Origin of the sequence: Phenylobacterium sp. LjRoot97, assembly GCF_964254345.1 — a bacterium.
Classification (GTDB): domain Bacteria; phylum Pseudomonadota; class Alphaproteobacteria; order Caulobacterales; family Caulobacteraceae; genus Phenylobacterium.
On sequence record NZ_CAXUTH020000001.1, the window covers coordinates 3,745,535 to 3,764,120 of the forward strand.

19 protein-coding genes are annotated in these 18,586 nt (G+C 68.6%); 10 read left to right on the forward strand and 9 right to left on the reverse strand.

The features are described from left to right. The first annotated feature begins 83 nt into the window (after positions 1-83). A complete protein-coding gene (locus ACSQ2H_RS18540) occupies positions 84-695 on the forward strand; it encodes an MSMEG_1061 family FMN-dependent PPOX-type flavoprotein (RefSeq protein WP_436062852.1) in 612 nt (203 codons plus the stop codon). Here ACSQ2H_RS18540 and ACSQ2H_RS18545 read toward each other — a convergent pair. Continuing rightward, positions 692-1,585, reverse strand: a complete 894-nt coding sequence (locus ACSQ2H_RS18545; protein WP_436062853.1) for a class I SAM-dependent methyltransferase — start codon at positions 1,583-1,585, stop codon at positions 692-694. The two genes, ACSQ2H_RS18540 and ACSQ2H_RS18545, sit on opposite strands and share 4 nt — an antisense overlap. A gap of 67 nt (positions 1,586-1,652) precedes the next feature. Continuing rightward, positions 1,653-2,495, reverse strand: a complete 843-nt coding sequence (locus ACSQ2H_RS18550; protein ID WP_436063587.1) for a class I SAM-dependent methyltransferase — start codon at positions 2,493-2,495, stop codon at positions 1,653-1,655. Between the two features lie 260 nt (positions 2,496-2,755). Here ACSQ2H_RS18550 and ACSQ2H_RS18555 point away from each other — a divergent pair, with 260 nt between their 5' ends. After that, complete coding sequence (locus tag ACSQ2H_RS18555) at positions 2,756-3,211, forward strand: Hsp20 family protein (RefSeq protein ID WP_436062854.1); 456 nt, start codon at positions 2,756-2,758, stop codon at positions 3,209-3,211. Between the two features lie 116 nt (positions 3,212-3,327). Here ACSQ2H_RS18555 and ACSQ2H_RS18560 read toward each other — a convergent pair whose 3' ends face one another. The 4 genes from ACSQ2H_RS18560 to gpmA all read right to left on the reverse strand — a co-directional run bounded on the left by ACSQ2H_RS18560 (position 3,328) and on the right by gpmA (position 6,651). Then, positions 3,328-4,095 (reverse strand): crotonase/enoyl-CoA hydratase family protein, encoded by a 768-nt coding sequence (locus ACSQ2H_RS18560; RefSeq protein ID WP_436062855.1) that lies wholly within the window; start codon positions 4,093-4,095, stop codon positions 3,328-3,330. A 62-nt stretch (positions 4,096-4,157) separates the two neighbouring features. After that, entirely contained in the window at positions 4,158-5,417 is a 1,260-nt protein-coding gene (locus ACSQ2H_RS18565) for a pentapeptide repeat-containing protein (RefSeq protein ID WP_436062856.1), read from the reverse strand. Positions 5,418-5,497: 80 nt separating this feature from the next. Continuing rightward, positions 5,498-5,941, reverse strand: a complete 444-nt coding sequence (locus ACSQ2H_RS18570) for a bifunctional diaminohydroxyphosphoribosylaminopyrimidine deaminase/5-amino-6-(5-phosphoribosylamino)uracil reductase RibD (protein WP_436062857.1) — start codon at positions 5,939-5,941, stop codon at positions 5,498-5,500. Next, on the reverse strand, positions 5,941-6,651 hold the full coding sequence (gpmA, locus tag ACSQ2H_RS18575; RefSeq protein WP_436062858.1) for a 2,3-diphosphoglycerate-dependent phosphoglycerate mutase: 711 nt from the start codon (positions 6,649-6,651) through the stop codon (positions 5,941-5,943). The genes ACSQ2H_RS18570 and gpmA overlap by 1 nt, the downstream gene beginning before the upstream one ends. A 102-nt stretch (positions 6,652-6,753) precedes the next feature. Here gpmA and ACSQ2H_RS18580 point away from each other — a divergent pair, with 102 nt between their 5' ends. The 4 genes from ACSQ2H_RS18580 (at position 6,754) to ACSQ2H_RS18595 (ending at position 10,999) form a co-directional block, all read left to right on the forward strand. Next, positions 6,754-6,999, forward strand: a complete 246-nt coding sequence (locus ACSQ2H_RS18580; RefSeq protein ID WP_436062859.1) for a hypothetical protein — start codon at positions 6,754-6,756, stop codon at positions 6,997-6,999. Between the two features lie 14 nt (positions 7,000-7,013). Beyond that, positions 7,014-7,976, forward strand: coding sequence for a KpsF/GutQ family sugar-phosphate isomerase (locus tag ACSQ2H_RS18585; RefSeq protein ID WP_436062860.1), 963 nt, complete (start codon positions 7,014-7,016; stop codon positions 7,974-7,976). Positions 7,977-8,072: 96 nt separating this feature from the next. Beyond that, positions 8,073-9,572, forward strand: coding sequence for a phosphomannomutase/phosphoglucomutase (locus ACSQ2H_RS18590; protein ID WP_436062861.1), 1,500 nt, complete (start codon positions 8,073-8,075; stop codon positions 9,570-9,572). Positions 9,573-9,694: 122 nt separating this feature from the next. After that, positions 9,695-10,999 carry a UDP-glucose dehydrogenase family protein gene (locus ACSQ2H_RS18595; protein ID WP_436062862.1) on the forward strand — a complete coding sequence of 435 codons (1,305 nt, stop codon included), beginning with the start codon at positions 9,695-9,697 and terminating at the stop codon, positions 10,997-10,999. A 57-nt stretch (positions 11,000-11,056) separates the two neighbouring features. Here ACSQ2H_RS18595 and ACSQ2H_RS18600 read toward each other — a convergent pair whose 3' ends face one another. Beyond that, a complete protein-coding gene (locus ACSQ2H_RS18600; RefSeq protein ID WP_183771836.1) occupies positions 11,057-11,212 on the reverse strand; it encodes a hypothetical protein in 156 nt (51 codons plus the stop codon). A gap of 259 nt (positions 11,213-11,471) precedes the next feature. Between ACSQ2H_RS18600 and ACSQ2H_RS18605 the strand changes: the two genes are divergently transcribed. The 3 genes from ACSQ2H_RS18605 to ACSQ2H_RS18615 are packed head-to-tail and all read left to right on the forward strand — an operon-like array spanning position 11,472 to position 14,087. Continuing rightward, the gene (locus ACSQ2H_RS18605) at positions 11,472-12,149 is read left to right on the forward strand and encodes a DUF969 domain-containing protein (RefSeq protein ID WP_436062863.1); all 678 of its coding nucleotides are present in this window, start codon (positions 11,472-11,474) and stop codon (positions 12,147-12,149) included. Continuing rightward, positions 12,146-13,096 carry a DUF979 domain-containing protein gene (locus ACSQ2H_RS18610; RefSeq protein ID WP_436062864.1) on the forward strand — a complete coding sequence of 317 codons (951 nt, stop codon included), beginning with the start codon at positions 12,146-12,148 and terminating at the stop codon, positions 13,094-13,096. Before ACSQ2H_RS18605 ends, ACSQ2H_RS18610 begins: the two co-directional genes overlap by 4 nt. Beyond that, the gene (locus ACSQ2H_RS18615) at positions 13,074-14,087 is read left to right on the forward strand and encodes a DUF2891 domain-containing protein (RefSeq protein WP_436062865.1); all 1,014 of its coding nucleotides are present in this window, start codon (positions 13,074-13,076) and stop codon (positions 14,085-14,087) included. The genes ACSQ2H_RS18610 and ACSQ2H_RS18615 overlap by 23 nt, the downstream gene beginning before the upstream one ends. A 198-nt stretch (positions 14,088-14,285) precedes the next feature. Here the strand turns inward: ACSQ2H_RS18615 and ACSQ2H_RS18620 are convergent, their stop codons facing one another. Both ACSQ2H_RS18620 and glmM read right to left on the reverse strand, forming a co-directional pair. Continuing rightward, positions 14,286-15,299 (reverse strand): adenosine deaminase, encoded by a 1,014-nt coding sequence (locus tag ACSQ2H_RS18620; protein ID WP_436062866.1) that lies wholly within the window; start codon positions 15,297-15,299, stop codon positions 14,286-14,288. After that, the gene (gene glmM, locus ACSQ2H_RS18625) at positions 15,299-16,651 is read right to left on the reverse strand and encodes a phosphoglucosamine mutase (protein WP_436062867.1); all 1,353 of its coding nucleotides are present in this window, start codon (positions 16,649-16,651) and stop codon (positions 15,299-15,301) included. The genes ACSQ2H_RS18620 and glmM overlap by 1 nt, the downstream gene beginning before the upstream one ends. Positions 16,652-16,762: 111 nt before the next feature. On the opposite strand from glmM, the gene glmS reads away from it, so the two are divergent. Then, the gene (gene glmS, locus ACSQ2H_RS18630; RefSeq protein ID WP_436062868.1) at positions 16,763-18,583 is read left to right on the forward strand and encodes a glutamine--fructose-6-phosphate transaminase (isomerizing); all 1,821 of its coding nucleotides are present in this window, start codon (positions 16,763-16,765) and stop codon (positions 18,581-18,583) included. Positions 18,584-18,586 lie beyond the last annotated feature (3 nt).

Below are 18,586 nucleotides of genomic sequence, written 5' to 3' on the forward strand. Positions count from 1 at the left end.
GGGCCCGTTCATCTTGGGATGACAGCGCGCAGGTTCAAGCGCATGTTTGCGAACAACTCTCAACAAGAGCGGGGAGAACGCACATGAAGACCCTCGATCTCGCCGGCATCGACGAGCTCTACAAGCAACCGGGCAAGCTGGTGCTCGACAAGGTGCTGGACCATGTCGAAAAGCACGGCCGCGCCTTCATCGGCCTGTCGCCGTTCTGCGTTGTCAGCTCGGCGGGACCGGACGGCGCCGTCGACGTCTCGCCTCGCGGCGGCGAGCCCGGCTTCGTGCATGTCAGCGAGGACGGGCGGACGCTCTACCTGCCCGACCGGCCAGGCAACAACCGGCTCGACACCATTCGTAATCTGCTGTCGGGGCCGGGCCGCATCGGCCTGATGTTCATGATCCCCGGCTTCGACGACGTGCTGCGGGTCAACGGCCGGGCCACCGCCACCGCCGATCCCGACCTGCTCGCCAAGTTCGTCGAGTTCGGCAAGACGCCGCGGCTGGTCGTGATGGTCGCCATCGAGGAAGCCTTCCTGCACTGTCCCAAGGCGATCATGCGGGCCCGGCTGTGGGAGGCCGAGGCGCAAGTCGAGCGGACCGCCCTGCCCTCCGGCGCGGAAATGATCTTCGACCAACTGAACATGGGCAAGGTGCCCGTCCCGGACGAACAGATCATCGCCAGCTACCGCGAGCAGCTCTAGACGACGGGCTTCACCAGCCGCAGGGTCATGCGGTCGCTCTCGCCGATGGCGTCGTAGGGCGCGCGATCGAAGTTCGGATCGGCCGGCTCGCCGCGCGGCGCGGTGAGCCGCACCGGCGGCAGGGTCCAGACCCCGAACGGGTGGTCGCGGTCGTCGGCGGCGTTGGCGTTGATCTCGCTGGTCTTGTCGAGGACGAAGCCGGCTTCCTGGGCCAGACGCACGGCGTAGGCCTCCTGGACATAGCCGTTGGCGGCCAGCACGTCCTGCACCCCGCCCGGCGCGGCGCGATGCTCCTCGATCCCGAGCACGCCGCCGGGCTTCAAGGCGGCGAAGGCGTCGCGGAACGCCTTCTCGGCGATGCCGGCGGCCATCCAGTTGTGCAGGTTGCGCAGGAACAGCACCAGGTCGGCGCCGCCGGCCGGCGCCACGGGACCGCTGGTCGGGCCGAACGCGGTGATCTCGACGTCGCCGTAGATCTTCGGTTTGGCCTTCAGGCGGGCGCGGTAGGCCTCGACGATCTCGGTCGAGGCCGGGTCGGTCGGCTCGAGATCGGCCGCGATCAGCTTGCCTTTGTTGGCCGCCAGGTACGGCGCGAGAATGTCGCTGTACCAGCCCGCGCCGGGCCAGAACTCGACCACCGTCTGGCCGGGCTTCAGGCCCCAGAATTCCAGCGTCTCGACGGGGTGGCGCCAAGCGTCCCGGGCCTTGTCGGCGGGCGAACGCCACTCGCCGGCGACGGCCTCTGCGAGCGTCATGTTGCGCGCGGCCTTGGTCGGCGCGGTCTTGGGCTCAGCCTCGCCTTTCTTGCTGCAGGCGGCCAGGGCCAGGGCCCCGATCAGAGCGCCCCGGCGCGAGAAGGAAACCGCCGAACTTGCAAGTACACGCCGCATGGAGATCCCGAACTGGCCATCGTCCCGAGCGGCTTACCTGACCCGGGACGATGGTCAAAGCGTGGCCCTACTGTTTGACGAACCGCAGGGTCATCCGGTCGCTCTCTCCGATGGCGTCGTACTTGGCGCGATCGAAGCTCGGATCAGGCTTGTCGGCGGCCGGCGAGCGGCGGACCGGCGGCAGGGTCCAGACCCCGAACGGGTGGTCCTTGGTGTCCTTGGCGTTGGCGTTGATCTCGGACTTGGCGTCGAGCTTGAAGCCGGCCTTCTCGGCGGTGGCGATCACGAAATCGGTGGCGACATAGCCGTCCGAGGCGCCGGCGACCTGAGCGCGGGTGGGATCGGAGCGATGCTCCTCGACCGCCAGCACGCCGCCGGGCTTCAGCACGTCGTGGAAATCCTTGAACACCTTGTCCAGCATCCCCGGCTGGCCCATCCAGTTGTGGACGTTGCGGGCGGTGATGACGACGTCGGCCGAGCCCGGCGCGCCGAGGGGGCCCGACGCCGGGCCGAAGCCGACATAGGTGATCGGGCCGAACTTGGCCTGGTCGGCGTACTTGGCCTCGAAGTCGGCGCGGCCCTTGCGGGCGCCGTCGGACAGCTTGGGGTTCGCGAGGTCGGCGACGCCGGCGACGTAGGTCCCGCCCGTGGCCTTGGCGTAGGGGGCGAGGATCTCGGTCCAATAGCCCGAACCGGGCGAGATCTCGATGACCGTCGCCTTGGGCTTCACGCCCCAGAACTCGAGGCTCTCATAGGGGTGGCGCGCGGGGTCGCGGGCGACATGGTCGGCGCCGCGCTGCGGGCCGGCGATGGCGGCCTTGAGGGCGGCGTCTTCAGCCGAAGCGATCGCCGGCTGGGCGATGACGGCGATCGCCGCGGCGGTGGCGAGCGCGAACATACGGGGGGACATCTGCATCGAGCCTTCTGGTTGTTTTCCTGGACGCGGCGCAGCCTAGAGGGGTCGGCGCGGCTGGCAACCCGGCTTGCGTGCTCGACAGCCAGGCCATGCAAGATTGTTGCGCCCGACAGGTCTTGAACGGCGCAATCCGCCTCCCACCTAGACATTCGAAGGCGCTGGACACCCGGGCCTTCCGGACACTGCCGAGGCCGATCCCGGCTCGCGCGCCGTCCGCCATCGCAACCTTGCTTGAGACAAGAAGGTATCTGGAAATGCGTACGATCGACTTCTCCCCCCTTTATCGCTCTGTCGTGGGCTTCGACCGCCTGGCCTCGCTGCTGGAGACCGCCAGCGCTGACGCCGCGGCCGGCTATCCGCCCTACAACATCGAGCGCACCGACGAGAACGCCTACCGCGTCGAGATCGCGGTCGCCGGCTTCCGTCCCGAGGAACTGAACATCGAGGTCAAGGAAAACCTCCTGACCGTCCAGGGCCGCAAGACCGCCAACGACGACCAGCGCCGGTTCCTCCATCGCGGCCTGGCCGAGCGCAACTTCGAGCGCCGGTTCCAACTCGCCGACTACGTGGTGGTCACCGAAGCCAAGCTCGCCGACGGTCTGCTGTCGATCTCGCTGAAGCGCGAACTTCCTGAAGCGCTGAAGCCCCGCACGATCGCGATCACCACCTCGACCGAGGCCAACCTGATCGAAGGCGAGAAGGCCGCCTAACCTCCCCCCCGAGGCGGCCCTCCAGCCCTCCGGGGCGGCGCAGCGACCTGCGCCGCCCCACTCCCCTCCCAGACTGTGCAGGGCGGCTCCGCAAGGCGCCGCCCTTTCTTTTGGCCTCAGAACGCGCCGTGTCGTCCCTGCCCCGAGGCGAAGCGGGTCGCCCCGTCGAGGGCCTCGCCCGTGGCCAGAGTGGCGCGGCCGAGCTCGACCTCGAAGCGCGCGGCGCTTTCCCAGTCCATCGACCATTGCGCGATCGCCGAGGCGCGGTCGTTGCGCAGGCAGGTCTGCGGGACGGCGCCGATCTGCGCGGCCAGCTCCAGCGCGGCGTCCAGCGCCCCGCCGTTCGGCGCCAGGCGGTTGGCCAGCCCGATCTCGAACGCCTCTCGCGCGCCGACCGGGCGGCCGGTCAGGATCAGGTCCATGGCCCGCGAATGGCCGATCAGCCGCGGCAGCCGCACGGTCCCCAGATCGATCAGCGGCACGCCGAAGCGGCGGCAGAACACTCCAAACACCGCGTCCTCGGCCGCGACGCGCAGGTCGCACCAGGCCGCCACCTCCAGCCCGCCGGCGACGGCGTGTCCCTCGATCGCGGCGATCACAGGCTTGGAAAGCGCCAGCCGCGTGCAACCCATCGGGCCCAGGTCGCCTTCGCGGTGGACGGGATTGCCCCGCCCCTCGCTGACGCCCTTGAGATCGGCTCCCGCGCAGAACGCGCCGCCGCGGCCTTGCAGCACCGCGACGTCCAGGGCGTCGTCGGCGTCGAAAGCCTTGAAAGCGTCGTAGAGGGCTTGGGCCGTCGCCCCGTCGACGGCGTTGCGGCGCTCAGGCCGCTCGATGGTGACGACCGCGGTGCGGCCGCGGACTTCGACGCTGACGGTTTGCATGGGCGCGGCCTCCTTGGCGGAGGTCGACGATAGCGGCTTGCCCGGACGTCAGCCCAACGGGCTCAGATCACGTCTTCGAGCCCGCGCGCGCCCCACTTCTGGGCGTTGGTGAGGTTGGCGTTGCGGACCATGGCGCTGGTGAAGTTGGCCCGGCTGAGGTCGGCGTCGACGAAGATGGCGTGGCGGCAATCGGCGCGCGCCAGGTCGGCGTTCTTCAATGTCGCGCCGGTCAGGTTGCTCGGCAGGGTGCGATCGGCGCCCAGCAGCAGCGGCCCCATCTGGGCGTCGCGCAGGTCCGCGCCCGACAGCTTGGCCCCGATCAGGCGCGCGCCGCGCAGGTCGGCGCGGCGCAGGTTGCAGTTGCGCAGGTCCGCGCCGTCGAGCTGGGCCCCCTGCAGCTGCACGCCCTCCATGTCGAGGCCGTAGAACACCGCGCCCTTGGCCGAGAGGGCGGTCAGGTTGAAGCCGCGAATAGTCTCCAGCGCCCGCAGGTCGGCGTTGTCGAACACGCTGGGCGTGCCTTCCGCGCCGCCGGTCTCACACCACTTGGCGTGATCGCGGATCATCGTCTTGTAGGGCAGATCCTGCACCGACTTGCCGACCGGGTCGTCGGTCAGCACGCCGCGCATGTCGGCCTGGGAGACGTTCCAGGCGAAGGTCTTGGCGCCGACCAGGATCACATCGCGCATGTCGGCGCCGGCCAGGTCCGCGCCGGAGAGGTCGCAGCCGGCCATGTTGGCCCCGGACATGTTGGCCTGCTTGAGGTTGGCGCGCACCAGCTTGGCGTCCTTGAGGATCGCGTCGCTGAAGTCGGCCTTGATCGCCATCACGCCCGACAGCCGCGAGCGCTCGAGGTTGGCGCCGGCCAGGATCGCGCCGGACGCCTCGCCCACGCGGTTGATGTGCTCAAGCACTCGCAGGCCCTTGTCGCGGTCGCCGACGGCGATCGAGCCTTCGCGCAGGTCGGCCTCGAACATGTCGGCGCCGGTCAGGTTGGCGCCGCGCAGGCAGGCGCCGCGCAGGTCGGCCCGGCGCAGCGAGGCGTCGGTCATATTGGCGTTCTGCAGGTCGGCGCCGAACAGGTTGGCGTGATCGAGGCGAACGCCCTGCATCTGGCAGTCGGCGAGCACCGCGCCGGTCAGGTCGGCGTCGCAGAGATTCTTGCCGCGCAGGTCGAGCCCCGAGAGATCCTTCCAGGCGAACACGGCGCGGGCGCCGCCCGGCTTCGAGGTCCAAAGGCGGTCGTGCTTGGCGCAGACGGCGTCGAGCTCGTGCTGATCGAGCCTGCGCAACTCCTGGGCTGGAGCGCTCTGGGCGGACATCGGAAACCCCACTGACTTTCAGGGTCCAATCCTAGGTCCGCGTAATTAACACGCTCTTTCCGCGGGTTAGCTTGCGGTGGTTAATTTCGCGGCGGTGCGTAGGTTTCATAGAGGCTCGCGGCCTCGTCGGCGAGCACGCCGAGGCGGACTGGAACGCCTGCGCCCGCCAGCCGCTCGGCGCCCTGGCCAGAGGCGTAGGGAGAGGCGTCCTCGCAAGCGATCACCACCTCCACGACGCCGGCGCTCACCAGGCGCTGCGAGCACGACGCCGCGCCGGACGATCGTGCTCCGCATGGCTCCAACGTCACGTAGGCGATCGCACCACGCGCGTTTTCACCCGCCTTTTCAATAGCCTGCTCCTCAGCGTGGGGGCGGCCGCCCTCCGCGGTGACCCCCTCGCCGACGACGACGCCGTCCTTGACCAGCACGCAGCCGACGCTGGGATTGTCCCCGGTCAGACCGACGTGCGTCCTCGCCAGGGCGATGGCCCGGCGCATGTGGGCAAGGTCGGCGTCCGAGGTCATCAGATGGCCGGCAGGGCGGTGGCGCGGGCCTCATCGAGATAGCGCGCCGAGGTCGGCTTAAGGTTAGCGTCGAGCTCGATCAGCAGAGGATTTCCGGTGGGGATTTCCACAGCAATGATGCCCTCGTCCGACAATCCGAACAGCAGCTTCACAATCGCGCGTAGAGAGTTGCCGTGCGCCGCAACCAGCAGGGTCTCCCCGGCCTTCAGGTGCGGGGCAATCTCGGCGTCCCAATACGGCTGCACGCGGTCGAGCGTGGTCTTCAGGCTTTCCGTGTCGGGCAGGACGGCGCCGGCGTAGCGGCGGTCCTTGGAGAAGTCGAACTCGCCGCCCGCGGCCAGCGGCGGCGGCGGCACGTCGTACGACCGGCGCCACACCTTGACCTGGTCATCGCCGTGCTTGGCCGCGGTCTCGGTCTTGTTGAGGCCGGTCAGCCCGCCGTAGTGGCGCTCGTTCAGGCGCCAGTCTTTGGTCTCGGGCACGAACACCTGGCCGGCGGCGGTCAAGGCCAGCCACAGGGTACGGATGGCCCGGGTCAGGACCGAGGTGTAGGCGCGGTCGATCTGCAGGCCGGCCGCCTTGATCAGTTCCCCGCCCTTCTTGGCCTGGGCTTCGCCCTCGGCGGTCAGGTCCACGTCCACCCAGCCGGTGAAGCGGTCCTCGAGGTTCCATTGACTCTGGCCGTGACGAAGAAGGATCAAGGTGGGCAAGGCGCGGCGCTCCATCTGTGGGTCGCCAGCGGGCTAAGGCCCGGCGTCCCCAGCGTCAAGGTCCGCTGGCCCCTGAGGGCGGCGCTGTCTATATGAGCACACATGTCCAATCGCCTGTTCTTCCCCTTCGCCGCGATCCTGGCGCTCGCGCTTGTGGCGTTGGGCGCCGTCTGGCCGCAGGGCCTGGGCGCACGCTCGCCGGGGCCGTTCGGCCACACGCCGGTGCAGCAGACCGCTCAGGCCAAGGCCGCGATGCAACGCGAGACCGAAGCCTCCGAGCAGCGGCTCAAGGCCGCGCGCGAGGCGGTCGCCGACATCCAAACCCAGAAGCTCAGCCCCACGAAATGACGGACGCCGCCCAGATGACAAAGTTCGACGCCGTCGCCGTGGGCCGGCGGGTGCTGACCGCCGAAGCCGACGCCCTGCGCCTGCAGGCCGACACCCTGGGCGAGGCCTTCGAAAGGGCCGTCGACCTGCTCTTCGCCGCCAAGGGCCGGGTGATCTGCACCGGCATCGGCAAGTCCGGGCATGTGGCCAAGAAGATCGCCGCCACCTTCGCCTCCACCGGCGCGCCAGCCTTCTTCGTGCACGCCAACGAGGCCAGCCACGGCGACCTGGGCATGATCGCCGAGGGCGACGTGATCCTGGCGCTGTCGAAGTCCGGCCAGAACCAGGAGTTGGCCGACGTCATCGCCTATTCGCGGCGCTTCCACATTCCGCTGATCGCGCTCACCGCCTTCGCCGACAGCCCGCTGGGTCAGGCGGCCGACGTGGCGCTGCTGCTGGCCGACACCACCGAGGTCACCTCGGAGGTCAAGGCGCCGACCACCTCGACCACCTTGCAGATCGCCATCGGCGACGCCCTGGCCGTGTCGCTGCTGGAGCGCCGCGGGTTCAGCGCCAAGGACTTCAAGATCTTCCACCCGGGCGGCAAGCTGGGCGCGATGCTGCGTACGGTCGGCGACCTGATGCACGGCAGGGACGAGCTGCCGCTGGTCGGCGAGGCGACGCCGATGTCCGAGGCGCTGCTTGTGATGACCGAGAAGGCCTTCGGCATCGTCGGGGTCACCGACGCGAGCGGCGCGCTGAAGGGCGTGATCACCGACGGCGACCTGCGCCGCCACCTCGACGGCCTGCTGACCCACACCGCCGGGGAGGTGATGACCGCCGGACCGAAGAAGACCGCACCGCCGCAGATGCTGGCGGCCGAGGCTCTCGCGCTGATGAGCGACCCGCTGCCGATGGTCACGGTTCTGTTCGTGGTCGAGAACGGACGGCCGGTCGGCATCCTGCGGGTCCACGATCTGGTTCGCGCCGGGGTCTGACGGATCGTCACGAAACGGGCGCCGAAGGTTCGCATTCGCATGGTCTTAAGGTCTGCGGGCCTTTAAGAGCCACGAAACAGAGATAACGGAGTTACGATGCTGCCTGTCCCGCGCGCCGATCTCACGCCCAATACGTTCGAATACGAAGTCACCCCGCTGGTGAAGGCGACGGGCTTCCGCGAATACGACGCGCGCTGGCTGTTCGGCCCGGAGATCAACCTGCTGGGGATCGAGGCGCTCGGCCTCGGCCTGGGGACGTACATCCACGAACTCGGGCAGACGAAGATCGTCGTCGGCCACGACTACCGGTCCTATTCGCTGTCGATCAAACAGGCCCTGACCGTCGGGCTGGTGGCCGCCGGCTGCGAAGTCATCGACATCGGCCTGGCGCTGTCGCCGACCGCCTACTTCGCCCAGTTCGCGCTCGACGCGCCCTGCGTGGCGATGGTCACCGCCAGCCACAACGAGAACGGCTGGACCGGCGTGAAGATGGGCGCCCAGCGTCCGCTGACCTTCGGCCCGGTCGAGATGGGCCGCCTGAAGGAAATCGTGCTCGGCGGCGAGGGCAAGACCCGCGACGGCGGCTCGCTGACCCATGTCCAGGGCTTCGCCCAGACCTTCATCGACGACGTTTCGAAGCGCGCGCAGATCAAGCGGCCGCTGAGAGTCGTCTGCGCCTGCGGCAACGGCACGGCCGGCGCCTTCGCGCCGCAAGCTCTGCGCAACATGGGCGTCGAGGTCATCGAGATGGACTGCGACCTCGACTGGACCTTCCCGCGCTACAACCCCAACCCCGAAGACCACGAGATGCTCAAGGAGATGGCCAAGGCCGTCAAAGAGCACAGCGCCGACCTGGCCCTGGGCTTCGACGGCGACGGCGACCGCTGCGGCGTGGTCGACGACACCGGCGAGGAGATCTTCGCCGACAAGATCGGCCTGATGCTGGCCCGCGACCTCTCGGCCCTGCACAAGAACGCGACCTTCGTGGTCGACGTGAAGTCCACGGGCCTGTTCGCCACCGACCCGGTGCTGGCCGCCAACGGCGCGACCACCGTCTACTGGAAGACCGGCCACAGCTACATCAAGCGCAAGACCGCCGAGATCGGCGCCCTGGCCGGGTTCGAAAAGAGCGGCCACTTCTTCTTCAACGCCCCGCTGGGCAACGGCTACGACTGCGGCCTAACCGCCGCGGCCGCGATCCTGGCGATGCTGGACCGCAATCCCGGCAAGAAGCTGTCCGAGCTGAAAGCCGCCCTGCCCGTCGCCTTCACCTCGCTGACCATGTCGCCGCATTGCGCCGACGAGGAGAAGTACGGCGTCGTCGACGACGTGGTGGCCGAGTATGAGGCCCTGGCCGCCGCCGGCGGCACGATCCTCGGCCGGAAGATCGTCGAGGTGATCACCGTCAACGGCGTGCGCGTCGCGCTGGAGGACGGCTCCTGGGTGCTGGTGCGGGCGTCTTCGAACAAGCCCGAGATCGTCGTGGTGGTGGAAAGCACCCAGTCGGAGGACGACATGCGCGCGCTCTTCCGACAGGAAGTAAAGCCGCGCCTGGCCAGACGTCCGCAGGTGGGCGCCTATAATCAGGAAGTCTAGCGCCGCTGGCGCGCAACTTGCTTACTCAAAAGACCAATGTCCTGTTCTGGATCGGCGTGCGATTGCGGGGGCGCTCGCGGCGTGGTGAAAGACGGGGCGGGAACGGATCTCAAGGATAACCCATGCACGTCACTATGATCGGCACCGGCTATGTGGGCCTGGTGAGCGGGGCCTGTTTCGCCGACTTCGGTCACACGGTGACCTGCATCGACAAGGACGCCAGCAAGATCGAGCGCCTGCGCGCCGGCGGCATCCCGATCTATGAACCAGGGCTCGACGTCCTGGTGGCCAAGAACGTCCAGGCCGGGCGCCTGTTCTTCGACACCGACGCCGCCGAAGCCGTGAAGAAGGCCGACGCGGTGTTCATCGCCGTCGGCACGCCCTCGCGCCGCGGCGACGGCCACGCCGACATGTCCTTCGTCCACGCCGCTGCCGAAGAGATCGCCGGCCTGCTGGACGGCTTCACCGTCATCGTCACCAAGTCGACCGTGCCGGTCGGCACCGGCGACGAGATCGAGCGCATCGTGAAGGCCAGGCGCCCCGACGCCCAGTTCGCCGTGGTCTCGAACCCCGAGTTCCTGCGCGAAGGCGCGGCCATCGAGGACTTCAAGCGCCCCGACCGCGTGGTGGTGGGCATGGAGGATGAGCGCGCCCGCCCGGTCATGACCGAGCTCTACCGCCCGCTGTTCCTCAACGAAACGCCGATCCTGTTCACGGGCCGGCGCACGAGCGAGTTGATCAAGTACGCAGCCAACGCCTTCCTCGCCATGAAGATCACCTTCATCAACGAGATGGCCGACCTCTGCGAGGCGGTGGGCGCCGACGTGCAGCAGGTCGCCCGCGGCATCGGTCTCGACAAGCGGATCGGCGGAAAGTTCCTCCACGCCGGTCCCGGCTACGGCGGCTCGTGCTTCCCGAAGGACACCCTGGCCCTGGTCCGCACCGCCGCCGACGCCGGCGCGCCGACGCGGCTGATCGAAACCACCGTCGCGGTGAACGATGCGCGCAAGAAGGCCATGGCGGCGAAGGTCGCCGACACCATGGCCGGCGACCTGACGGGCAAGACCATCGGCGTGCTGGGCCTGACCTTCAAGCCGAACACCGACGACATGCGCGACGCGCCGAGCCTGGACATCATCCCGGCCCTGCAGGCCCTGGGCGCCAAGGTCCAGGCCTTCGACCCCGAAGGCGCGCACGAGGCCAAGCACATGCTGCCCGGCGTCGAGTTCAAGTCGGATTCCTATGAGGCGGCGGCCGGCGCCGACGCGCTGGTGATCATCACCGAGTGGGATCAATTCCGGGCGCTGGACCTCGACCGCGTGAAGGACGTCATGAAGACCCCGGCGCTGATCGACCTGCGCAATATCTATCGCCCGGACGACGTGCGCGGACGCGGCTTCAAGTACGCCTCGATCGGCCGCGCCTAGAAGATCGACAATCCGAGTACCGAAGGCGGCGCTCGCACGGGCGCCGCCTTTTTCGCGTCAACCGGCCAGCACGCGAATGAGGGTGTTGCCGATCCAAAGAGCGCCGGCCCAGAAGGCGATGGCGAGCATTCCGACAAAGGCGAGGCAGGCGATCGAGGTCAGGCCCCGAGCAGCTCCCCGCGATGCGCCTCCAAAGGCGACGGGTCGTGGCATGTTTCGCTCCCAGACTTTTCTTTGATCCCCGCCGGTCGAGCGGTGGGGACGGGAAGAGGCTGACACGAATTAACCCATCTGCAAAGACCCGCGGTCGCGCGCGACAAATAGGCGCAAGAACAGAGATCGCACCCGCACCGATCTTCACTGTGGATAACTCAGCCAACCTTGGCTCTTCCTGCGATTACGCGACGCACGGCGGCGGTTAGAGTTCACGACCTGCGCGCTTGTCGGCGCGCATGCGAGGAGCCCGCAAGCTTTGCTTCCATTGATCGGCATCGCCGTCGTCGTGGTCGGCTTCATGGCCCGGCTGAACCCGCTGCTGGTGGTCACCGTCGCGGCGCTCGTCACGGGGCTGGCCGGCGGCATGGGCCCTGTCGAGGTGATCGAGACCTTCGGCAAGGCGTTCAAGGAAAACCGTTACGTCTCAGTGGTCTGGGTCGTGCTGCCGGTCATCGGCCTGCTCGAGCGGGCCGGGCTGCAGGAGCGCGCCAAGAGCCTGATCGGCCAGGTCCAGGCGGCCACCGTCGGACGCCTGCTGCTGCTCTATTTCATCCTGCGGCAGGCGACCGCGGCGCTCGGCCTGACCTCGCTCGGCGGTCACGCCCAGATGGTGCGCCCGCTGATCGCGCCGATGGCCGAGGCCGCCGCCGAAACCCACCATGGCCCCCTGCCCGACGACGTCCGCCAGACGGTCCGCGCCCACGCCGCGGCGGCCGACAACGTCGCGCTGTTCTTCGGCGAGGACATCTTCATCGCCATCGCCTCGATCCTGCTGATCAAGGGCTTCCTCGAGCAGAATGGAATCATCGTCGAGCCCTTGCAGCTTTCGGTCTGGGCGATCCCGACGGCGATCGTGGCGCTGCTCGTGCACGGAACCCGGCTGATGCTGCTCGACCGGCGGCTGGCGCGAACCCTGGCGGAGGGCCGGGCATGATCGGGCTGGAGGTCCTCTATGTCGTCGGCGGGGCGTTCTTCGCCGCCGTCGCCGTGCTCAGCGCCCGCGACGCCAGCAACCCCAAGCGCTGGAAGAACACCGCCTTCTGGGGCCTGTTCGCGATGAGCTTCCTGTTCGGCTCGCACCTGCCCGATTTCGCCAACGGCTTGATCGTCATCGCTATGGTCGCCGTCGCCGGCTTCGGCGGTCTGGGCCGCGGCGAACCGGCGACGACCGGTCCGACCGAGCGCGCCGAGAGCGCTGCGCGGCTGGGCAACCGCCTGTTCCTGCCCGCCTTGGCGATCCCGGCCACGGCCCTGGCCGGAACCTTCCTCTTCAAGCGCCCGGAGCTGGCGGGGCTCGTCGATCCCAAGCAGGCGACCCTGGTCTCGCTGATCCTCGGGGTGTTGGTCGCCCTGGCGATCGCCATGCCGATGCTGCGCGCGCGTCCCGCAACCCCTTTGCAGGAAGGCCGCCGGCTGCTCGATACGGTCGGCTGGGCCGCGGTGCTGCCGCAGATGCTGGCGGCGCTGGGGGCGGTATTCGCCGCCGCCGGAGTCGGGGCGGTGATCGGCCAACTGGCCGGCCAATGGCTGCCGGACGGGAGCCGCCTGGCGGCGGTGGCGGCCTACACCTTCGGGATGGCGATCTTCACGATGGTCATGGGCAACGCCTTTGCGGCGTTCCCAGTGATGACCGCGGGGATCGGACTTCCGCTTATCGTTCAAAGGTTTGGCGGCGATCCGGCGATCATGGGCGCGATCGGGATGCTCTCGGGCTTCTGCGGAACGCTGATGACGCCGATGGCCGCCAACTTCAACATCGTCCCGGCGGCGCTGCTGGAGCTGAAGGACCGCAACGGCGTGATCCGCGCCCAGGTCCCGACCGCCCTCATCCTCCTGCTGGCCAACACGGCGCTGATGTATGTCCTCGTCTTCCGCTTCTGAACTTAATCAAGCACTTGCCGAAAAATTCGCGCGGCTGGCGCTGGGCCATGTGCGACGGCCCTACCCCTTCAAGCTCGACCAGGTGCTGGCCGGCGACGAGGACGTGCTGCCCCCGCGGATGCTGCATCCGATCTTCCACGGCAGCTTCGATTGGCATTCGTGCGTGCACGGCTACTGGCTGCTCGCGACCCTGCTTCGGCAGGTTGCCGATCTGCCTGCCGGTGACGAAATCGTCAGCCTGTTCAACGAGATGATCACCCCCGAGAAGGTCGCTGGCGAGCTCGCCTACCTGCGGCGGCCGACCAGCGCCGGGTTCGAGCGGCCTTATGGATGGGCCTGGCTGCTGATGTTGGCCGCCGAACTGGAGCGCCACGAGGGGCGGCCATGGGCCGCCAACCTGCGTCCTCTGGCCCAGGCTTTCGCCGATCGGTTCAAGGCGTTCCTGCCCAAGGCGACCTACCCGATCCGCACCGGAACCCATTACAACACAGCGTTTGCGCTTGCCCTGGCGCACGAATACGCGGGCGAGGTCGGCGACCACGAGCTGGCCCGGATGGTCGAGACGACGGCCCGCGGCTGGTACCTCGGCGACGCCGGCGCCAACGCCTGGGAGCCGAGCGGCGACGACTTCCTGTCGCCGACATTGATGGAAGCCGAATGCCTGCGCCGGGTGCTGCCATCGGCAGATTTTCGGGCCTGGTTCTCCAGATACCTGCCGGAGGCCGCCGAGCGGCTTCCGGCGACCTTGTTCACGCCGGCCACGGTCAGCGACCGCAGCGACGGCAAGATCGCCCATCTGGATGGATTGAACCTCAGCCGAGCGTGGTGCTGGCGCTCGATCTGCAAGTCGCTGGCCCTGACCGATCCGGCGCGGCGCGTTGCGCAGGCGGCGGCCGACGAACACCTGGCCGCGGGCCTGGAGCACGTGGCCGGGGACTATATGGGCGAGCACTGGCTGGCGACCTTCGCGCTGCTGGCGCTGGAGGCTTGATCGAGACAGACGAATCGGAAGTCCCCCTCAGTCAGCCATTCGGCTGACAGCTCCCCCAGAGGGGGAGCAACTTGAGGACCAGTTCCTCCCCTCTTGGGCGGGAGCATCGAGACGGAGGGGGACCACTCTCAACTTGCTGAAGCAGCAAGCCCGCTCAGTCAGCCGGTCGGCTGACAGCTCCCCCAGGAGGGGGAGCAATTAGGAGCGGGCCGCGTAGGCGTCGATCTCGGCCAGGTGGCGGGCGATCTCGTCGGGCGCGAGGAACGAGCCGGTGAAGCTGTTCTTCGCCAGCGTGATCAGGTCCTCGCGCGACAGGTCCAGGGCCTGCGCCGTCTCGATCCAGTTCTGGCCGAGATAGCCGCCGAAATAGGCCGGGTCGTCGGAGTTGATCGTCGCGCGCAGGCCGAGGTCCAGCATCCGCTTGAGCGGATGGGCGGCGAGGTCGTCGACCACGCAGAGCTTGAGGTTGGACAGCGGGCAGACCGTCAGGGTCATGCCCTCGCGCGCCAGCCGCTCGGTCAGGGCGTCGTCTTCCAGGGCGCGGTTGCCATGGTCGATGCGGTCGACCTCCAGCAGGTCGAGCGCCTCGTAGACATAGTCGGGCGGCCCCTCCTCGCCGGCATGGGCCACGACCTTGAGGCCGAGCTTGCGGGCGGCCGCGAAGACCCGGGCGAACTTGGCGGGCGGGTGCCCGACCTCGGAGGAATCGAGCCCGACCCCGGCGATGCGGTCGAGATAGGGCCGCGCCTGCTCCAGGGCCTCGAACGCCGCCTCTTCCGACAGGTGGCGCAGGAAGCAGAGGATCAGCTTGGAGGTGACCCCGAGGGTCCGCTCGGCCTCGTCCATGCCCGACAGCAGGCCGTCGATCACCACGGCGAACGGCACGCCGCGGTCGGTGTGGGTCTGCGGGTCGAAGAAGATCTCGGCGTGACGCGTCCCGTCGGCGGCGACCCTGCGGAAATAGGCCATGGCGAGGTCGTGGAAGTCCTGCTGGGTCAGCAGCACCTGGGCGCCCTGGTAATAGATGTCCAGGAAGTCCTGCAGGTTGGAGAAGGCGTAGGCGGCGCGGACCTCCTCGACGCTGGCGAAGGGCAGATCGACGCCGTTGCGCCGGGCGAGCTCGAACATCTGCTCGGGCTCGAGGCTGCCCTCGATGTGCAAGTGCAACTCGGCCTTGGGCAGGCCGCGGATGAAGGCGGCCAGGTCGCCCATCAGGCCGCCGCCTTCTTCACCGCGCCGACGATGTCCTTGACCACCGCGTGGACCAGTTTCTCGTCGTCGCCCTCGGCCATGACCCGGATCAGGGGCTCGGTGCCCGAGGCGCGGACCACGATGCGGCCGCTGCCGTTGAGGCGCTGCTCGGCGTCGGCGATGACGCCCTTGACGTGTTCGGTCTCCAGCGGCTTGCCGCCGGCGAAGCGGACGTTCTCGAGGATCTGCGGCACCGGCTCGAACTGGCGGGCCAGCTCGCTCATCGGCTTGTCGGAGTCCTTGAGCACCGCGAGCACCTGCAGCGCGGCCAGCAGGCCGTCGCCCGTGGTCGAGAAGTCGGACATGATCATATGCCCGGACTGTTCGCCGCCGAGGTTGAAGCCGCCTTCGCGCATGCGGGCCATGACGTAGCGGTCGCCGACCTTGGTGCGTTCGAGCTTGAGATTGCGGGCGGCCAGGAAGCGTTCGAGGCCGAGGTTCGACATCACGGTGGCGACCACGCCGCCGCCGTTGAGCCGGTCGCGACCCGCCCAGTAGTCGGCGATCAGGGCCATGATCTGGTCGCCGTCGACCACGTGGCCCTTCTCGTCGCAGATGATCAGCCGGTCGGCGTCGCCGTCCAGGGCGATGCCGATGTCGGCGCGGAACTCCTTGACCGCGCGGGCGACCGCTTCCGGATGGGTCGAGCCGCAGTCTTCGTTGATGTTGGTGCCGTCCGGGCTGACCCCGATCTTGATGACCTCGGCGCCCAGTTCGTAGAGCACCACCGGGGCGACCTTGTAGGCCGCGCCGTTGGCGCAATCGATGACGACGCGCAGGCCCGAGAGCGACAGGCGGCGCGGGAAGGTCGCCTTGGCGATCTCCACATAGCGGGCCTGGCTGTCGTCGACGCGCGCGACGCGGCCGAGTTCGGTCGGCGGAGCGAGGCCTTCGTGCAGGGTCTGGCCCATCAGGGCCTCGATCTCGAGTTCCCGTTCGTCCGACAGCTTGTAGCCGTCGGGGCCGAACAGCTTGATGCCGTTGTCGGTGTAGTGGTTGTGCGAGGCCGAGATCATCACGCCGAGGTCGGCGCGCAGCGACCGCGTCATCATCGCCACGCCCGGGGTCGGCATCGGGCCAAGCAGGCGCACGTCCATGCCGACGCTGGCGAAACCGGCGACCAGGGCCGGTTCGACCATGTAGCCGGAGAGGCGGGTGTCCTTGCCGATCACCACCAGGTGCCGGCGCTCGTCCTGGGACTTGAACAGCTTGGCGGCGGCGAGGCCGACGCGCAGGGCGACTTCGGCGGTCATCGGATGGCTGTTGGCCTGGCCGCGGATACCGTCGGTGCCGAAATAGGCGCGTTTGGACATTCGTGTTCCCGAAACGATGCGAAACTCAGATTTAGTCGACGCCGCGTTTGCGAATGCTAAAGGCGACGCAGGATTATCACGCTTTCGAGCGGCGAAAGGAACCACGGCGGCATGTGCGGCATCATCGGAATCGTCGGCAAGTCCCCGGTGGCCGGGCGCCTGGTCGAAAGCCTTAAGCGCCTGGAATATCGCGGCTATGACAGCGCCGGCGTCGCCGCGCAGGTGAACGGCGTGCTGGAGCGCCGCCGCGCGCCCGGCAAGCTGCGCGAGCTGGAAGCGGTGCTGGAACGCGAGCCGCTGGTCGCGGCGACCGGCATCGGCCACACCCGCTGGGCCACCCATGGCGCGCCGACCGAACGCAACGCCCACCCGCACATCGCCGGGCGCGTGGCGGTGGTCCACAACGGCATCATCGAGAACTTCGCCGAACTGAAGGCCGAGTTGCAGGCCAAGGGCCGCGTGTTCGCCAGCGACACCGACAGCGAGGTGGTCGCCCACCTGCTCGACGAAAACCTGGCGAGCGGCCTGGAGCCGCTGGCCGCCTTCAAGGCGACCCTGGACCGGCTGAGCGGCGCCTACGCCCTGGCCGTGCTGGTGACCGGCGACGGCGACGTGATCATGGGCGCGCGCAACGGCCCGCCGCTGGCGGTCGGCTATGGCGACGGCGAGATGTTCGTCGGCTCGGACGGCATGGCCCTGGGCCCCTTCACCAACCGCGTCGCCTACCTGGACGACGGCGACTATGTGATCATCGACCACGCCGGCGCGAAGATCTTCGACGCCAGCGGCGCGCCGGCCGACCGGCCGATCAAGACGCTCGCCGCCTCGGCCGCGGTCATGGAGAAGGGCAACTATCGCCACTTCATGGAAAAAGAGATCCACGACCAGCCCGAAGGCGTTCAGCGCACCATCGCGGCCTATGTGGACGCCCTGACCGCCCGCACCGCGATCCCCGGGAACATCGACTTCTCGAAGCTGGAGCGCATCCAGATCGTCGCCTGCGGCACGGCCTACATCGCCGGCATGCTGGGCAAGTACCTGATCGAGCGGATGGCCGACCTGCCGGTCGACGTCGAGGTCGCCTCGGAGTTCCGCTACCGCGAGCCGGCCCTGCGACCGGGCTCGCTGGCCATCGCCATCTCGCAGTCGGGCGAAACCGCCGACACCCTGGCCGCCTTCCGCTACTGCCAGGCCAAGGGCATGGCGAGCGCGGCCCTGGTCAACACAGTGGAGTCGACCATCGCCCGCGAGGCCGACGTGATCTGGCCGATCCATTGCGGTCCCGAGATCGGCGTCGCCTCGACCAAGGCCTTCACCGCCCAGGTCAGCATGCTGACCGCGCTGGCCGTCGCCGCCGCGCGAGCCCGCGGCAAGATCGACGAGGCCGAGGAGAACCGGCTGGTGAAGGTGCTGCTGGAGGCGCCGCGGCTGATCGCCGAGTCGATCAACCTCGAAGACGCCGTGCGAGCCATCGCGGTCGAGGTGTCGAAGGCGCGCGACGTGCTCTATCTGGGCCGCGGGCCGATGTACCCGCTGGCCCTGGAAGGTGCCCTGAAGCTGAAGGAAATCAGCTACATCCACGCCGAGGGCTATGCCGCCGGCGAACTGAAGCATGGCCCCATCGCCCTGGTCGACGAGGCGACGCCGATCGTGATCCTGGCGCCCTTCGACAGCTACTTCGAGAAATCCGCCTCGAACATGAGCGAGGTCATGGCCCGCGGCGGACAGGTCGTCTTCATCACCGACCCCGAGGGCGAGCGCAGCGCGCCGGCCGGCGCGCGCGTGGTGGTGACCGCGCCCAAGTGCGATCCGTTGATCGCGCCGCTGGTCTTCTCCGCGCCCATCCAGTTGCTGGCCTATTACGTGGCCGTCCAGAAGGGCGCGGATGTCGACCAGCCGCGCAACCTGGCCAAGTCGGTGACCGTCGAGTAGCGG

Coding starts and splice junctions, on each gene's coding strand:
- ACSQ2H_RS18540 (WP_436062852.1), top strand. CDS start 84: ATGAAGACCCTCGATCTCGCCGGCATCGACGAGCTCTACAAGCAACCG.
- ACSQ2H_RS18545 (WP_436062853.1), bottom strand. CDS start 1,585: ATGCGGCGTGTACTTGCAAGTTCGGCGGTTTCCTTCTCGCGCCGGGGC.
- ACSQ2H_RS18550 (WP_436063587.1), bottom strand. CDS start 2,495: ATGTCCCCCCGTATGTTCGCGCTCGCCACCGCCGCGGCGATCGCCGTC.
- ACSQ2H_RS18555 (WP_436062854.1), top strand. CDS start 2,756: ATGCGTACGATCGACTTCTCCCCCCTTTATCGCTCTGTCGTGGGCTTC.
- ACSQ2H_RS18560 (WP_436062855.1), bottom strand. CDS start 4,095: ATGCAAACCGTCAGCGTCGAAGTCCGCGGCCGCACCGCGGTCGTCACC.
- ACSQ2H_RS18565 (WP_436062856.1), bottom strand. CDS start 5,417: ATGTCCGCCCAGAGCGCTCCAGCCCAGGAGTTGCGCAGGCTCGATCAG.
- ACSQ2H_RS18570 (WP_436062857.1), bottom strand. CDS start 5,941: ATGACCTCGGACGCCGACCTTGCCCACATGCGCCGGGCCATCGCCCTG.
- ACSQ2H_RS18580 (WP_436062859.1), top strand. CDS start 6,754: ATGTCCAATCGCCTGTTCTTCCCCTTCGCCGCGATCCTGGCGCTCGCG.
- ACSQ2H_RS18585 (WP_436062860.1), top strand. CDS start 7,014: ATGACAAAGTTCGACGCCGTCGCCGTGGGCCGGCGGGTGCTGACCGCC.
- ACSQ2H_RS18590 (WP_436062861.1), top strand. CDS start 8,073: ATGCTGCCTGTCCCGCGCGCCGATCTCACGCCCAATACGTTCGAATAC.
- ACSQ2H_RS18595 (WP_436062862.1), top strand. CDS start 9,695: ATGCACGTCACTATGATCGGCACCGGCTATGTGGGCCTGGTGAGCGGG.
- ACSQ2H_RS18600 (WP_183771836.1), bottom strand. CDS start 11,212: ATGCCACGACCCGTCGCCTTTGGAGGCGCATCGCGGGGAGCTGCTCGG.
- ACSQ2H_RS18610 (WP_436062864.1), top strand. CDS start 12,146: ATGATCGGGCTGGAGGTCCTCTATGTCGTCGGCGGGGCGTTCTTCGCC.
- ACSQ2H_RS18615 (WP_436062865.1), top strand. CDS start 13,074: ATGTCCTCGTCTTCCGCTTCTGAACTTAATCAAGCACTTGCCGAAAAA.
- ACSQ2H_RS18620 (WP_436062866.1), bottom strand. CDS start 15,299: ATGGGCGACCTGGCCGCCTTCATCCGCGGCCTGCCCAAGGCCGAGTTG.
- glmM (WP_436062867.1), bottom strand. CDS start 16,651: ATGTCCAAACGCGCCTATTTCGGCACCGACGGTATCCGCGGCCAGGCC.
- glmS (WP_436062868.1), top strand. CDS start 16,763: ATGTGCGGCATCATCGGAATCGTCGGCAAGTCCCCGGTGGCCGGGCGC.